The organism is Streptomyces sp. JL2001, from assembly GCF_050917515.1.
GTDB lineage: Bacteria > Actinomycetota > Actinomycetes > Streptomycetales > Streptomycetaceae > Streptomyces.
Map to the genome: position 1 here is coordinate 4,285,116 of NZ_CP169421.1, position 13,849 is coordinate 4,298,964.

Annotated in this window: 15 protein-coding genes; 7 read left to right on the plus strand and 8 right to left on the minus strand. The window is 71.3% G+C overall.

What is annotated here, in order from left to right:
* The first annotated feature begins 60 nt into the window (after positions 1-60).
* Positions 61-1,053 (plus strand): hypothetical protein, encoded by a 993-nt coding sequence (locus ACE1OA_RS19145; RefSeq protein WP_432753120.1) that lies wholly within the window; start codon positions 61-63, stop codon positions 1,051-1,053.
* 15 nt (positions 1,054-1,068) lie between these two features.
* On the opposite strand, the gene ACE1OA_RS19150 is transcribed toward ACE1OA_RS19145, so the two are convergent.
* The 6 genes from ACE1OA_RS19150 to ACE1OA_RS19175 form a co-directional block, all read right to left on the minus strand.
* On the minus strand, positions 1,069-1,557 hold the full coding sequence (locus tag ACE1OA_RS19150) for a DUF3180 domain-containing protein (RefSeq protein WP_386539989.1): 489 nt from the start codon (positions 1,555-1,557) through the stop codon (positions 1,069-1,071).
* Between the two features lie 62 nt (positions 1,558-1,619).
* Positions 1,620-2,219: a 2-amino-4-hydroxy-6-hydroxymethyldihydropteridine diphosphokinase gene (gene folK, locus ACE1OA_RS19155; RefSeq protein ID WP_384868747.1), complete on the minus strand. Its 600-nt coding sequence runs from the start codon at positions 2,217-2,219 to the stop codon at positions 1,620-1,622.
* Positions 2,216-2,575, minus strand: coding sequence for a dihydroneopterin aldolase (gene folB / locus ACE1OA_RS19160; RefSeq protein ID WP_147979038.1), 360 nt, complete (start codon positions 2,573-2,575; stop codon positions 2,216-2,218). The genes folK and folB overlap by 4 nt, the downstream gene beginning before the upstream one ends.
* Positions 2,576-2,776: 201 nt before the next feature.
* Positions 2,777-3,235 (minus strand): nuclear transport factor 2 family protein, encoded by a 459-nt coding sequence (locus ACE1OA_RS19165; RefSeq protein ID WP_356603752.1) that lies wholly within the window; start codon positions 3,233-3,235, stop codon positions 2,777-2,779.
* Positions 3,232-4,092, minus strand: coding sequence for a dihydropteroate synthase (gene folP / locus ACE1OA_RS19170; protein ID WP_384868745.1), 861 nt, complete (start codon positions 4,090-4,092; stop codon positions 3,232-3,234). Before folP ends, ACE1OA_RS19165 begins: the two co-directional genes overlap by 4 nt.
* A gap of 66 nt (positions 4,093-4,158) precedes the next feature.
* A complete protein-coding gene (locus tag ACE1OA_RS19175) occupies positions 4,159-6,006 on the minus strand; it encodes a phosphatidylglycerol lysyltransferase domain-containing protein (RefSeq protein ID WP_356603756.1) in 1,848 nt (615 codons plus the stop codon).
* Positions 6,007-6,170: 164 nt separating this feature from the next.
* On the opposite strand from ACE1OA_RS19175, the gene ACE1OA_RS19180 reads away from it, so the two are divergent.
* On the plus strand, positions 6,171-7,283 hold the full coding sequence (locus ACE1OA_RS19180; RefSeq protein WP_356603758.1) for an alpha/beta hydrolase: 1,113 nt from the start codon (positions 6,171-6,173) through the stop codon (positions 7,281-7,283).
* Here ACE1OA_RS19180 and ACE1OA_RS19185 read toward each other — a convergent pair.
* Positions 7,270-8,412, minus strand: coding sequence for an ABC transporter ATP-binding protein (locus tag ACE1OA_RS19185; RefSeq protein WP_432753121.1), 1,143 nt, complete (start codon positions 8,410-8,412; stop codon positions 7,270-7,272). The genes ACE1OA_RS19180 and ACE1OA_RS19185 overlap by 14 nt on opposite strands.
* A 142-nt stretch (positions 8,413-8,554) precedes the next feature.
* Between ACE1OA_RS19185 and ACE1OA_RS19190 the strand changes: the two genes are divergently transcribed.
* From ACE1OA_RS19190 to ACE1OA_RS19210, 5 genes are all read left to right on the plus strand, one after another.
* Complete coding sequence (locus tag ACE1OA_RS19190; protein ID WP_356603762.1) at positions 8,555-9,241, plus strand: ABC transporter permease; 687 nt, start codon at positions 8,555-8,557, stop codon at positions 9,239-9,241.
* Position 9,242: 1 nt separating this feature from the next.
* Positions 9,243-9,905, plus strand: a complete 663-nt coding sequence (locus tag ACE1OA_RS19195) for an ABC transporter permease (protein WP_356603764.1) — start codon at positions 9,243-9,245, stop codon at positions 9,903-9,905.
* Between the two features lie 28 nt (positions 9,906-9,933).
* Entirely contained in the window at positions 9,934-10,929 is a 996-nt protein-coding gene (locus ACE1OA_RS19200) for an ABC transporter substrate-binding protein (RefSeq protein ID WP_384868743.1), read from the plus strand.
* Between the two features lie 119 nt (positions 10,930-11,048).
* Positions 11,049-12,035, plus strand: a complete 987-nt coding sequence (locus ACE1OA_RS19205; protein ID WP_356603768.1) for a hypothetical protein — start codon at positions 11,049-11,051, stop codon at positions 12,033-12,035.
* Positions 12,032-12,583, plus strand: coding sequence for a GNAT family N-acetyltransferase (locus ACE1OA_RS19210; protein ID WP_432753122.1), 552 nt, complete (start codon positions 12,032-12,034; stop codon positions 12,581-12,583). Before ACE1OA_RS19205 ends, ACE1OA_RS19210 begins: the two co-directional genes overlap by 4 nt.
* 60 nt (positions 12,584-12,643) lie before the next feature.
* On the opposite strand, the gene ACE1OA_RS19215 is transcribed toward ACE1OA_RS19210, so the two are convergent.
* Positions 12,644-13,786: an NADH-quinone oxidoreductase subunit D gene (locus ACE1OA_RS19215; RefSeq protein WP_356603772.1), complete on the minus strand. Its 1,143-nt coding sequence runs from the start codon at positions 13,784-13,786 to the stop codon at positions 12,644-12,646.
* Between the last annotated feature and the right edge of the window lie 63 nt (positions 13,787-13,849).

Genomic DNA, 13,849 nt, shown 5'->3' on the forward strand with positions numbered 1-13,849 from the left:
CCCATAGGGGTTCATAACCTCCCCGGTCAGTGAGTCGATCACCGACCGGGGAGGTTTTTCATGGGATACGGGCTTTCCAGCAAGATGCTGGTGAACCTGGTGAAGGGGTGCGCCCAGGCCAGGACGGTCGCTCCGGGCCAGGTCCTGTGGACGCTGGACGGCGACCGGACGGTGCACACCGTCGTCTCCGAGGTGACCGCGGCCAAGGCCCGCGAGGCCGTCGAAGTGGTCACCGACCGCATGACCTTCGTCGCCAGTCCGGATCTGCTGCTGGCGACGCCGGACGGCTGGACGCGGGCGCGCGAGGCGGCCGGGGCGACGGTCGCGTGGACCCCGGCGCGGAAGCTGTGCAGGGAGCGGCTCCGGATCAGGGCGGGGTACGACCTCGGCTACTTCATCGGCGCGACCTGCGCGGACGGGACCGTCGGCCGGAACTACGTGTCGCTGGTCGTGAACGAGGAATGGTTCGCTTCCCGGTACGCGGCCGCACTGACCGCCTGTACGGGGCTGCCCGCCCGTCTGGAGCCGGTGAGCAGGCCGTCCGGGTATCTGGAACGGGATGCTCCCGGCTTCCGGGTACGAGTGGTCTCGTCCTACCTCGCCGACGCCCTGCGGCACTACGTGGGCGGCGACGCCCACCACATGCGGCAGGGCTTTCCGAGGGTGGTGCTCAGGGACATCGAGACGTTCCGGGGATTCCTCGACGGTTACGTCGACGGGGACGGCTGTCCCATCAGGCATTGGCCGGGCCGGGTGGTCACGAGCGCCAACGTGCCGTTCCTGACCGAGTTGGCGCAGATCATCGGAGCGCGGTTCACCCCGTCGAGGAAGGTGCCGGCCTCGCAGCTCTGCGTGTCGGACCGCTGGGAGAGCCGGGGAACCTTCGTGCCCGAGTACCACCGCACCGATCCACCGGAGTCCTCCTGGGTCACGGTGCGCGACGTGCGTCCCCGCCCCGCCGCCGGGACCAAGCCGTTCACCTTCTACAGCTACCGGCTCGCGCCGCATCCCACGTTCCTGGTGAACGGGCATCTCGTGCGCGAGCCCCGGTAGGCCGGCCGGGTCCGGTCAGGTGACCGGCGCGGAGCCGTTCTTGCCGTTGTTCTCGTCCTCCGGGAGCTTGCAGACGCGCTCCAGGAAGAGGGCCGCCGCGATGACCGCGGCGCCGGCCAGGACGGCGAGGCCGGCGTAGATGGCCTGGTCCCGGCGGGCGGGGACGTCCAGGGAGCTGAGGAGGAAGACGCCGACGCCGCCGTACATGCCGGCGACGAGGGCGGCGACGAGGGCGCTGGCCTGGCCGAAGACCACCGCGCGGGCCGCCATCAGTGGTTCCACGCCCTTGGCGTCCGGGCGGCGCTCGCGCTGGGCCTTGAGGCGGGCGCGGATGGAGAGGGCGGTCGCGGTGAGGACGGCGGCGATGGCGGCGAGCACGATGGGCGCGGCCAGGGGGACGCTCGGCAGGGTGCCGACGGCGTCCCACAGCCGGGCGCCGCCCCAGGAGAGGACTCCGGCCACGATGAACAGTCCGGCGAGAACCTTGAGCCGCAGTTGTTTCACCGGGTGTCCTTCGGGGGGTCGGAGTCGTCGGGGGCGTAGTCGATCTCTGACGAGACTAACGACTACTCGGGCAGACGGAGTTCCAGGTCGGTGCGTGGCATGACGCCGTCGTGGCCGAGGGAGGCGAGGAGTTCGCCGACGGTGCCGTGGCCGGGGATGCGGGCCTCGGGGTCGACGTCGTGCCAGGGGGCGAGGACGAAGGCGCGCTGGTGGGCGCGGGGGTGGGGGAGGGTGAGGACGGGGTCGTCGGAGACGACGTCGGCGTAGGTGACGATGTCGACGTCGATGGTGCGGGCGCCCCAGCGTTCTTCGCGGACGCGGTGGAAGGCCTCTTCGACGGCGTGGGCGCGCTCCAGGAGGGAGGAGGGCGGCAGGGTGGTCTTCACGAGGGTGACGGCGTTGAGGTAGGAGGGCTGGCTGCCGGGGTCGACGCCCCAGGGTTCGGTCTCGTAGACGGGGGAGACGGCCTTGACGCGGATGCCGGGGGTGTCTTCGAGGGCGTCGATGGCGCCCTGGAGGGTTTCGAGGCGGTTGCCGAGGTTGGAGCCGAGGGCGATGACGGCCCATTTGGGGTTGGAGAGGGTGGTGTCGGCGGCGTCGACGGTGGCGACGACGGACGCCGGTACGGGCTGCACGGTGGGATCGCTGTGCGTGGCTTTCATACTCGGCTCCGGGTGATGGTGACGGTCACGTCGTCGAAGGGGACCGTGATGGGGGCGTCGGGTTTGTGGACGACGACTTCGACCTCCTGGACGCCGGGGTGCTTGAGGCATTGCTGGGCGATGCGTTCGGCGAGGGTCTCGATGAGGTCCACCGGTTCGCCCTGGACCACGTCGACGACCTCTTCGGCGACGACGCCGTAGTGGACGGTCTTGGTCAGGTCGTCGTCGGCGGCCGCGGGGCGGGTGTCGAGGCCGAGGGTCAGGTCGACGATGAAGGTCTGGCCCTCCTCGCGCTCCTTGGGGAAGACGCCGTGGTGTCCTCGGGCCTTGAGGCCGCGCAGCGCGACACGATCCACGGGGGTTCCTCCTGCTGTCGTAGTTCCGGGGGCCACGCAGCCGGGTGCGGACGGCCGGGTGTCCTCCTTCGAATCTACCTGCGGGCTCCGACAGCTCTTGCCCGTGGGGGCGGGAGGTGAGGGGCACACTGGCTGGGTGCGGCCCCTACCCAGGGGGCTGGATTCCAATCCCCTGGGCCACTCGAACGGCGCAGGTCTGCGTCAGGTGCCTGGTTCTTCGTCGTCTTCGTCGCTTGATTCGGCGAGGACGGGGGAGCCGTGGTGGGACCAGATCTTCCAGCCGTCGGGTGTGCGGCGGAACACGTTGGTGGCGACGACGAGCTGGCCGACGAGGGGTCCGAGTTCGGCGCCGTCCTCGGCGGGGCCGCCGCTGAGGATGTTCTCGGTGCAGGTGACGACGGCGACGTCGGTGGTGAGGGACGTCTTGACGTCGGTGAGGAAGAACTGGATGTACTCGGTGTTCGCCATGATCAGGGCGTAGGAGCGGAGTACTTCGCCGCGGCCGGTGAGGACGGGCCAGCCGGGGTGGACGCAGCTGATGGGGGTGGCTCCGTCGTCGAGCCAGAGGGTGGAGATCTCTTCGAAGTCGCCGCGTTCCATGGCCTCGTAGAAGGCGGTGTTGGCGGCTTGGACGGCTTCGGTGTCGGCCGTGTGGGTCACGCGGCTCCTTCGACGGCTCTGGCGACTCGGACGGCGTCGGCGGTGGCTCTGACTTCGTGGACGCGGACGGCCCAGGCGCCTTCGTGGGCGGCGATGGCGGAGACGGCGGCGGTGGCGGCGTCGCGTTCGCGGGCGGGGGGTGGGCCGGCGCCTTCGCGGGTGAGGACGTGGCCGAGGAAGCGTTTGCGGGAGGCGGCGACGAGGAGGGGGTGGCCGAGTGCGCGGAGTCGGGGGAGGTGGGCGACGAGGGCGAGGTCGTGGGGAGCTTGTTTGGCGAAGCCGAGGCCGGGGTCGAGGACGATCCGGTCGGGGTGGATGCCGCCGTCGATGACGGCTTCCATGCGGGTGCGGAGTTCGGTGACGACTTCGGTGACGACGTCGTCGTAGACGGCGAGGTTGTTCATGTCCTGGCTGAAGCCGCGCCAGTGCATGACGACGAAGGGGACTTCGGCGGCGGCGACGGCGGGGATCATGTCGGGGTCGGCGAGGCCGCCGCTGACGTCGTTGACGAGGGTGGCGCCGGCGGTGACGGCGGCGTGGGCGACGGAGGCGCGCATGGTGTCGACGGAGACGGTGATGCCTTCGGCGGCGAGGCCGCGGACGACGGGGACGACGCGGCGGAGTTCTTCTTCCTCGTCGACGCGGGTGGCGCCGGGGCGGGTGGATTCGCCGCCGACGTCGACGAGGTCGGCTCCTTCGGCGGCGAGGTGGAGGCCGTGTTTGACGGCGGCGGTGGTGTCGAACCAGCGTCCGCCGTCGGAGAAGGAGTCCGGCGTCACGTTGACGACGCCCATGACCGCGCAGCGGTCCCACTCCGGCAGGCCTCGGGGTGTGCCCCGTCCGCTCAACGTACTCATGCGTCCAGCCTAGGGGGTGTCCTGCCGGTCGTGCCGGGCTCGTGGTGTCGTGCGGCTTCCTGTCGTTCAGGCGGCGCGGGCTTCGTGGCCGGTGGGGGAGCCGACGATGTGGGGGCAGGGGCGGGCGGTGGGGGTGGTGCGGCGGGTGAAGGGGCGGGGGATGCGGAGGTTCACGAAGCCTTCGGCCTGCATGGCGGCGAGGCCGATGCGGGGGAGGTCGCCGCTTTTGCGGTAGACGACGAAGCGGGGTTCCCAGCGGGGGCGGAATTTGGCGTTGAACTTGTAGAGGGACTCGATCTGGAACCAGCGGGAGAGGAAGACGAGGAGTCCGCGCCAGAGGCGGAGGACCGGGCCGGCGCCGATCTTCTCGCCGCGGGCGAGGGCGGAGCGGAACATGGCGAAGTTGAGGGAGACGCGGGTGATGCCGAGGCGGGGGGATTCCTGGAGGGCGGCGACGATGAGGAGCTCGTTCATGCCGGGGTCGGCGCTGCGGTCGCGGCGCATGAGTTCGAGCGACATGCCGTCGGTGCCCCAGGGGACGAAGTGGATGACGGCTTTGAGGTCGCCGTAGGGGGAGTGGGGGTCGGTGGGCTGGTCGGGGTCGGTCTTGTGGGCGGTGGCTATGACGGCGTCTCCGTCGCCGGGGTCGCCGATGCGGCCGAGGGCCATGGAGAAGCCGCGTTCGGTGTCGGTGCCGCGCCAGTCGGCTGCGGCTTGCCGGATGTGTGCGAGTTCGCTGTCGGTGAGGTCGCGGACGCGGCGGACTTTGGTGGTGTAGCCGTTGCGTTCGATGCGCTTGACCATCTGGCGGACGTTGCGCATGGCGCGGCCGGTGAGGGAGAAGTCGGGGACGTCGACGATGGCTTCGTCGCCGAGTTCGAGGGCGTCGAGGCCGGTCTCGCGGGTCCAGACTTCGCCGCCGGTCTCGGAGCAGCCCATGACGGCGGGGGTCCAGGAGTGGGCTTTGGCTTCGTCCATGAAGCGTTCGATGGCGCCGGGCCAGGCTTCGACGTCGCCGATGGGGTCGCCGCTGGCGAGCATGACGCCGGAGACGACGCGGTAGCAGACGGCGGCTTTGCCGCTGGGGGAGAAGACGACGCCCTTGTCGCGGCGGAGGGCGAAGTGGCCGAGGGAGTCGCGGGCGCCGTGTTTGTCGAGGAGGGCGCGGAGGCGGGTCTCGTCGTGTTCGGTGAGGCGGGCGGCGGGGTGCTCGGGGCGGAAGGTCAGGTAGATGGTGGTGAGGGCGGTGAGCATGCCGAGGGCGCCGAGGGAGTAGCCGACGGTCCAGTCGACGTCGCCGGTGTAGCCGATGGGGCCTTCGATGCCGAGGAGTCCGTAGAGGACGTGTTCGAGGCGGTCGGTGAGGCTGGGGTTGCCGATGATGCGGCGGGGGTGGGCGCTGACGATGACGAGGCCGAGGGCGAGGGAGCCGGCTCCCATGAGGACGAAGTTGGCGAGGGCGCGCCAGCGGCTTCGGGGGTCGGGGAGGGCGGCGAATTCGCTCCGGTGGCGCAGCAGGAGTGCGAGGAGTGTGAGGGAGAGGAGGGCGCCGAGGACGGAGTGGCGCCAGACGAACTGGGCGGCGGCGCCGAGGGGGAGGAGGACGACGGCGGCTCGCCAGGCGCGGCGCTTGTGTCGTTTGAGGCCGTGGGCGAGGAGGAGGAGGAGGACTCCGGCGCTGAGGGAGAGTGCGGCGGAGAGGGGGCCGAGGGTGCCGGGGAGGACTTCGGCGACGGCGTGCATGCGGCTGGCGCGGAAGCGTGGGAAGACGCCTGCGGCGATGTCGATGAGGCCGATGAGCGTGCAGGCCGTTCCGACGAGGGTGGGGACCTTCTCGGGGCGTGGTCCGCGGAGAATCCGGCGTACGCGAACCGGAACCGATCCTGATTTGTCCCCATCTACCGTGACAGACATCGCTTCCCGTGCTTCCCGTGGCTTCGCGAGGATTCTTGGATCCGGCGGGCCGGGCGGTCGTGCGGCGGGCCTGCCGGAGGGCATTGCGCCTTCTAGGACGGCGCGGTGGGGCGGTGGGTTCATTCACGCACGGGAAATTCTCACGGAAGAAGCTCGAAGGACTCATGGGTCTCACCAGCAACGTTGTCCTGGCGCTTGCGGTCGTGCTGGCCGTCGCGCTGTTCGCCGCCACGGTGTGGCTGTGGCCGCGGCTGGCCGGTGGCGGGGGGCGGGCGGTGCTGGGGAGGGTCGGTCTGCTGGTCGCGACGCAGGTGGCGTTGTTCGCCTCGGTCGGTCTGGCGGCGAACAATTCGTTCCTGTTCTACGGCTCGTGGGCGGATCTGTTCGGGCAGGAGCAGGATCTGGGTGTGGTCGTGGATCACTCGGCCGGTTCCAGGGACGTCAAGGTTCTGGGGACGCAGCCGGTGGACGTTCCGGGTGGGGACCGGCCGTCGGTGGGCGGGCAGATACAGAAGGTGGTGATAGCGGGTGAGAAGTCGAGGATCGACTCTCCCGCGTACGTGTATCTGCCGCCGGAGTACTTCCAGCCGCGGTACGCGCGGAGCACGTTCCCGGCCGCGGTGGTGCTGACGGGGTATCCGGGTACGGCGGAGAACCTGTTGAAGGGGTTGCGGTATCCGCGGACGGCCTTCCAGCAGGTGAAGGAGGGGCGGATGCAGCCGATGGTGTTGGTGATGCTGCGTCCGACGGTGGCGCCGCCGCGGGACACGGAGTGTGTGGACGTGCCGGGTGGGCCGCAGACGGAGACGTTCTTCGCGGAGGATCTGCCGAAGGCGGTGTCGGAGACGTACCGGGTGGGGACGAAGCCGCGGAACTGGGGGTTCATGGGGAACTCGACCGGTGGGTACTGCGCGTTGAAGATCGCGTTGCACCATCCGGACCGGTTCGCTGCGGGTGCGGGTTTCTCGGCGTACTACCGGGCGGCGGAGGACGTGACGACGGGTGATCTGTTCCATGGGGACGCGGCGGCGCGCCGGCGGGCCGATCTGCTGTGGAGTCTGGATCACGTGAAGCAGGGGCGGTCGTCGTTCCTGGTGACGACGTCGAAGCAGGGTGAGGGGAACCTGAAGGGGACGCGGGAGTTCATCGCGAAGGTGCGGAGTCCGGCGCGGGTCTCCTCGATCACGCTGGAGAGCGGGGGCCACAACTTCAACACGTGGAACCGGGAGATCCCGCCGGGTCTGGTGTGGATGAGCGGGCGGCTCAGCGCGAACTGAGGGTGTCTCCGGTGGTGTCCGTCGCGGCGGGTCCGTCGGTGGGGGCGGGCCGGTCGTCGGTCGTGCCGGGGCGGGCGCGGCGCAGGGCGCGGTGGACGGCGGCGGGGGTGAGGACGCCGGCGTACCGTCCGCCGTCGGCGGGGTCGGTGACGGGGAGCCAGCCGGTGTCGTCCTGGAGGAGGGCGGCGAGGGCGTCCTTGAGGGAGGCGCCGAGCGGGACGGGCGGGGGCGCGGGGTGGGTGCGGCCGGGGTCGTCGGCGTGGAAGCGGCCGGTGGGCCGGCCGTCGGTGTCGAGGACGACTCCCCAGGGGGCGTCGGGGGTGCCGGCGGTGGGGCCCGGGCGCAGGGTGGGGGCTTCTTCGAGGTCGTCGCGGCGGAGGGTGGTGACGGAGAGTCTCTTGAGGCCGCGGTCGGCGCCGACGAAGTCGGCGACGTAGGGGGTGGCGGGGGCGCCGAGGACGGTGGCGGGGGTGTCGAACTGTTCGATGGTGCCGTGGCCGTAGACGGCGATGCGGTCGCCGAGGCGGACGGCTTCCTCCAGGTCGTGGGTGACGAGGAGGACGGTCTTGCGGACCTGGGACTGCAGGCGCAGGAACTCGTTCTGGAGGTGTTCGCGGACGACGGGGTCGACGGCGCCGAAGGGTTCGTCCATGAGGAGGACGGGCGGGTCGGCGGCCAGGGCGCGGGCGACGCCGACGCGCTGGCGCTGGCCGCCGGAGAGTTGTTCGGGGTAGCGGGGGCCGTACTTCCTCGGGTCGAGGCCGACGAGTTCGAGGAGTTCGGCGGCGCGGGCGCGGGCTTCGGCCCGGGGGGCGCCGAGGAGGTGGGGGACGGTCGCGGTGTTGTCGAGGACCGTCTTGTGGGGGAAGAGGCCGACCTGCTGGATGACGTAGCCGATGCGGCGGCGGAGTCGGACGGGGTCGGCGGCGGATATGTCCTGGCCGTCGAGGAGTATGCGGCCCGAGGTGGGTTCGATGAGCCGGTTGACCATCTTCATGGTGGTGGTCTTGCCGCAGCCGGACGGGCCGACGAGCGTGACCAGTTCGCCTTCGGCGACCTCGAAGGAGAGGTCGTCGACTGCGGTGGTGCCGTCCGCGTAGCGCTTGGTGACGTGCTCGAACCGGATCATGGTTCACCATTCTGTCCCCTTCCGGCCGGGGGCGTGTGAAGGGCGTGTTGCCGCATTGTGGCGGTCCTCGGTGATTGTCGGTGACGAGGGCTAGGGTCGGGTCAGACGTACGTTCGGACTGCGGGCGGCGGGGGGAGGGCTCATGGCTGCGGCGAACTGCCTGGTGACGAACGACTGGATCTGCGGGGAGTATCTGCGCACCCGCAGTGGGGAGTTGACCGAGGCGACGCTCCAGCATGTGGGAATCACCGTCGTGTCCGTGGTGATCGGGTTGGTGGTCGCCTTCCCGCTGGCGCTGCTGGCCCGGGCGCGTCCGCGGTGGGCGGGGCCGGTGCTGGGTCTGACGACGCTGCTCTACACGATTCCGTCGCTGGCGATGTTCTCGCTGCTGCTGCCGTTCTTCGGGTTGTCGGCGGCGCTGGTGGTGACCGGTCTCGTGCTGTATTCGCTGACGATCCTCGTGCGGAACATCCTGGCCGGTCTCGAGGCGGTGCCTGCGGAGGCGCGGGAGGCCGCGCGGGGTATGGGGTACGGCGCGGGCCGGATGCTGTGGGAGGTCGAACTCCCGCTCGCGCTGCCGGCGTTGATGGCGGGTCTGCGGATGGCGACGGTGTCCACGATCGCCTTGACGACCGTCGGGTCGATCGTGGGGCGTGGCGGGCTCGGCAATCTGATCGAGGACGCGCTGCCGACGTTCTTCAAGGCGCAGGTGCTGGCCGCCTCGGTGCTGTGCGTGGTGCTTGCGGTGGTCGCGGATCTGCTGTTGCTGGGGGTCCAGCGGCTGCTGACGCCGTGGACGCGGATACGTGCCGGGCGGGGGGCGGGGTGACATGGGGATCGTGACGGGTGCCTGGGAGTGGCTGGTCACCGGGGCCAACTGGTCCGGTGAGGGCGGGGTGTGGCACCGGCTCGGCGAGCACGTGTACGTGAGCGGGGTGTCGTTGGCGCTGGCCTGTGCGGTGGCGTTGCCGCTCGGGTTGTTCCTCGGCCATCTGGGCCGGGGCGGCACGGTCGCGATCAACGTCTCCAACGCGGGGCGGGCGGTCCCGGTCTTCGCGGTGCTGGCGCTGTTCATGGTGTCGCCGTTGCGCAACGCGGGCTATGTCCCGACGGTGATCGCGCTGGTGCTGTTCGCGGTGCCGCCCCTGCTGACCCACGCCTATGTGGGGGTCCGGGAGGTGGACCGGGCGGTGGTGGAGGCCGCGCGGGGGATGGGGATGTCGGGTGGGCAGCTGTTCCTGCGGGTGGAGCTGCCGCTGGCCCGTCCGCTGCTGATGACGGGGCTGCGGTCGGCGGCGGTGCAGGTGGTCGCCACGGCGACGATCGCGGCGATGGTCGGCCAGGGCGGCCTGGGCCGGATCATCACCGCCGGGTTCAACACGTACGACACGCCTCAGGTGGTCGCGGGCGCGCTGCTCGTGGCCGTGCTTGCCCTCCTGGTGGAGGCGGTGCTGGTGGGGGCTGACCGACTGCTCGGCCGCAGGACGCCGTGACGACGGACCGATGGACGAACCGAATGGAATGGGTGATCTCGTGAGCAGGACCTCGCGCATCGCGGGTGCGGTACTGGGCGTGGCGGCGCTGACCGTCTCGCTGGCCGCATGCGGCGGCGACAGCCTGGAGAAGGGCAAGGCGGGCGGTTCCGGCGGGAGCACGGGCGGCTCGGGGAAGAAGGGGTCGCTGGTCGTCGGGGCGGCGGCGTTCACCGAGTCGAAGGTGCTGGCGGAGCTGTACGCGCAGGTGCTGGGCGACGCCGGGTACGCGGCGAGCATCACGACGGTGAAGAACCGTGAGCTGTACGAGCCGTCGTTGGAGAAGGGCGAGATCGACGTCGTCCCGGAATACGCGGCGACGATCGCGGAATTCCTCAATGCCAAGGTGAACGGTGCGAAGGCGCCCGAGGAGAAGCCGGTCGCCTCGGGTGACGCGGCTGCCACGGTGGCGGAGCTGAAGAAGCTCGCCGAGCCGCGTGGATTGAAGGTGCTGGCGGTCGGGGAGGCGGTCGATCAGAACGCCTTCGCGGTGTCGAAGGAATTCGCCGAGAAGAACAAGTTGACGACGCTTTCGGATCTCGGCCGGGCGAAGCTGAAGGTCAGGATCGCGGCGGGTGACGAATGCGAGATCCGGCCTTTCTGCGCGCCGGGTCTGAAGAAGGTCTACGGGATCGACGTCGCCGGGATCGACCCCAAGGGTGTGGGGACGCCGCAGTCGAAGCAGGCGGTCAAGGACGGGGTGGACCAGCTGGTGCTGACCACCACGACGGACGCGACGGTCGAGAGCTTCGGGCTCGTCTTCCTGGCCGACGACAAGAAGCTCCAGAACGCCGACAACGTGCTGCCGGTCGTGAATGCGAAGGATGCCGGATCTCCGGAGATAGCCGCCGCGCTGGACAAGATCACCAAGGTGCTGACGACGGCTGATCTCGCCGAACTCAACCGCAAGGTGGACGCGGAGCGGGCGAAGCCGGAGGACGTCGCGAAGGCCTATCTGGAGTCGAAGGGGCTGATCGGGAAGTAGCGTGCCGGCAGGGGGAGTCGGTCCGGTCCCGGGTGGGTTCGGGGCCGACGGCGAGAAGTGGCCAAGAGATTGCCGGGCCGACCCCCCACACGGCGCCTACGCACGGTAAATTTCAGGCCATGCCACGTGGACGCCACCGCCATTCACCTCCTCTGCACAAGCTTCTGCCGCCCTCCGCGGTAGCCGGGGCTGCGGCCGTGTGTGCCGCGGGCGCCTGGCTGCTCGCGGATCCGGTGGCGCTGCGGCTGCTCGTCGCGGCAGCGGCGGCCGCCGCGGTCACCGGCGCCGTCATGATGCGCAGCTGGGACCGGGGCGCCGGCCGGCAGGTCGCCGAGCTGATCCGGGCGCGGACCGCGGACGAGTGGAAGACCGAGGAGCGGATAGCCGAGCTCGAGTCCGACATCGAGGAGTCGCGCGAACTGCGCGCCCGGCTCGACAAGAAGCTGCGCGCCAAGCGGGTCGAGCTCGCCGGGCTGCGCGGCGAGCACGCCGAGCTGCTGCGCCGGTACGCCACCGCGGAGACGGAGCGGGCCAGCGCCCTGGAAGGCCGCCGTCAGCTCGCCCTGGAGGCGTCCTCCCCCGCGAAGGAGCTGCCGGCCGCCGGGTCCACGCCGACGCCGGCCGCCTACCGCCAGGCCGCCGAGGCCCTGCGCAGCCTCTCGCGCAACGCCGCCGCCCAGCAGGCCCGCCGCACCGCGGAGGCGGCCCGCAGCCGCGATCTGGCGGAGCGCGCCCGGGAGACGGAGGAGCCGCAGGGGAAGCACGCGGCGGTCGCCGGGACCGAGCGGCACGCTCGTCCGTCGATCGCCGCCGTACCTCCCGTACGGGCGATCCCGGCCGCGGCGGCCATCGTCCCCTACGCCGCCCGCCGGCCCGCCCCGCGCCCCGAGGGCGGCTTCGACTTCTTCGGCATGCAGAAGGCGACGGCCGCGATCGAGGCGGTCCAGGACACCGACCTCGCGGACGTGGTCGGCGAGGAGGTCCTCGCCGACGCCGCCCCCCGCACGCCCGAGAAGCGGGCCATCGGTCATGTCATCGACCTGACCGCGCACGACGAGACCGAGCAGATCGACGTGGTGGAGCTGCGAGGAGCGGTCAACTCGTGAGCCTGCGGACCGCCGCCCTGGGCGCCGCCGAGGCGCACGGGCTGCGGGACGAGCTGATCGCCCTGTGCGCGCGGGCCTTCTGCGGCGCACCGTGGCACGAGCCTCCGTCGGGGGCCCTGCGGACCGTGGAACGGCTCCTCGGCCGGACCGGAGGGCAGGGCTTCCGCTGCGTCGCGGCGTTCGACGGCGGCACCCTCCCGGCGCGGGCGGGGGCGCCCGACGGGACGCCTCCCGCCGCCGCGCCCGGCGCGGAGGGCGCCGGGGGCACGCTCGCCGGCTTCGCGGCCGGCTGGTCCGACCACGCCCTGTCCGGCGCGGACGACACCTTCGAACTCGCCGAACTCGTCGTCGCACCCGCCCACCAGGGCCGCGGTCTGGGCCGCGCGCTGCACGACGCCCTGCTGGACCGGGCGCCCGCGCCGCGCCTGCTGATGACCCTCGACGTGCCGGAACTGCGCGACCGCTACGTCCGCTGGGGCTGGCGCGTGGTCGAGCGGAGGCTGCCGGAGAAGGACCCGCGGCCCTTCGTCGTCATGCGGCACGGCTGACGCCCGCGCCGTACGGGGCGCCCCGCCCCCCGCCCCCCGCGCCCCGCGCCCGGACGGGACCTACTTGTCGATGTCCCCGACCACGAAGAACAGCGAGCCGAGGATCGCCACCATGTCGGCGACCAGCGTGCCGGGCAGCAGTTCGGTCAGCGCCTGGATGTTGTTGAACGACGCCGAGCGCAGCTTGAGCCGGTACGGCGTCTTCTCGCCCTTGGACACCAGGTAGTAGCCGTTGACGCCGAGCGGGTTCTCCGTCCAGGCGTAGGTGTGGCCCTCGGGCGCCTTGAGGACCTTCGGCAGCCGCTGGTTGATCGGCCCCGGCGCGAGCTCCGCCATCCGGTCGAGGCAGGCGTCCGCGAGGTCCAGGGAGTTGTGGGTCTGCTCCAGCAGGCACTCGAAGCGGGCGAGGCAGTCGCCCTCCTCGCGGGTGACGACCCGCAGGGTGTCCTGGAGCTCCCCGTAGGCCAGGTAGGGCTCGTCGCGGCGCAGGTCGAAGTCGACGCCGGAGGCGCGGGCGATGGGCCCGGAGACGCCGTAGGCGTGGGCGGCCTCCCGCCGGAGCACGCCGACGTTCCGGGTGCGGCCGCGGAAGATCTCGTTGCCGAGGACGAGCTTGTCGTACACGTCCATCCGCGAACGGACGTCGGCGACGGCCAGCCGGGCCCGGCCGAGCCAGCCGGCCGGCAGGTCCTCCTTGAGGCCGCCGACCCGGTTGAACATGTAGTGCATCCGGCCGCCGGAGACCTCCTCCATCACGGCCTGGAGCTCCTCGCGTTCCCGGAAGGCGTGGAAGACCGGGGTGATGCCGCCCAGCTCCAGGGGGTACGAGCCGAGGAACATCAGGTGGTTCAGCACCCGGTTCAGCTCGGCGAGCAGCGTGCGGGTCCACACGGCGCGCTCGGGGACCTCCATGCCGAGCATCCGCTCGACGGCCATGACGACACCGAGCTCGTTGGAGAAGGCCGACAGCCAGTCGTGGCGGTTGGCGAGCATGACGATCTGGCGGTAGTCGCGCGCCTCGAAGAGCTTCTCGGCGCCGCGGTGCATGTAGCCGATCACGGGCTCGGCCTGCCGGATGACCTCGCCGTCCAGGACGAGCCGGAGGCGGAGCACACCATGGGTCGAGGGATGTTGCGGCCCGATGTTCAGCACCATGTCGGTGCTCTCCGCCGCCCCGCCGATTCCGACCGTCGTCTCCGTCATGGGGACAGTATCCCTGCACCGGACGGCCGCCGTCGGGGGCGTCCACCGTCCGCGGCCCGGGCC

What these genes read in the sequence shown, in the direction of transcription:
- ACE1OA_RS19175 (WP_356603756.1), bottom strand. Translation starts at nt 6,006, where the DNA reads ATGTCTGTCACGGTAGATGGGGACAAATCAGGATCGGTTCCGGTTCGC.
- ACE1OA_RS19190 (WP_356603762.1), top strand. Translation starts at nt 8,555, where the DNA reads ATGGCTGCGGCGAACTGCCTGGTGACGAACGACTGGATCTGCGGGGAG.
- folK (WP_384868747.1), bottom strand. Translation starts at nt 2,219, where the DNA reads ATGAAAGCCACGCACAGCGATCCCACCGTGCAGCCCGTACCGGCGTCC.
- ACE1OA_RS19145 (WP_432753120.1), top strand. Translation starts at nt 61, where the DNA reads ATGGGATACGGGCTTTCCAGCAAGATGCTGGTGAACCTGGTGAAGGGG.
- ACE1OA_RS19215 (WP_356603772.1), bottom strand. Translation starts at nt 13,786, where the DNA reads ATGACGGAGACGACGGTCGGAATCGGCGGGGCGGCGGAGAGCACCGAC.
- ACE1OA_RS19185 (WP_432753121.1), bottom strand. Translation starts at nt 8,412, where the DNA reads ATGATCCGGTTCGAGCACGTCACCAAGCGCTACGCGGACGGCACCACC.
- ACE1OA_RS19200 (WP_384868743.1), top strand. Translation starts at nt 9,934, where the DNA reads ATGGGTGATCTCGTGAGCAGGACCTCGCGCATCGCGGGTGCGGTACTG.
- ACE1OA_RS19195 (WP_356603764.1), top strand. Translation starts at nt 9,243, where the DNA reads ATGGGGATCGTGACGGGTGCCTGGGAGTGGCTGGTCACCGGGGCCAAC.
- folP (WP_384868745.1), bottom strand. Translation starts at nt 4,092, where the DNA reads ATGAGTACGTTGAGCGGACGGGGCACACCCCGAGGCCTGCCGGAGTGG.
- ACE1OA_RS19205 (WP_356603768.1), top strand. Translation starts at nt 11,049, where the DNA reads ATGCCACGTGGACGCCACCGCCATTCACCTCCTCTGCACAAGCTTCTG.
- ACE1OA_RS19180 (WP_356603758.1), top strand. Translation starts at nt 6,171, where the DNA reads ATGGGTCTCACCAGCAACGTTGTCCTGGCGCTTGCGGTCGTGCTGGCC.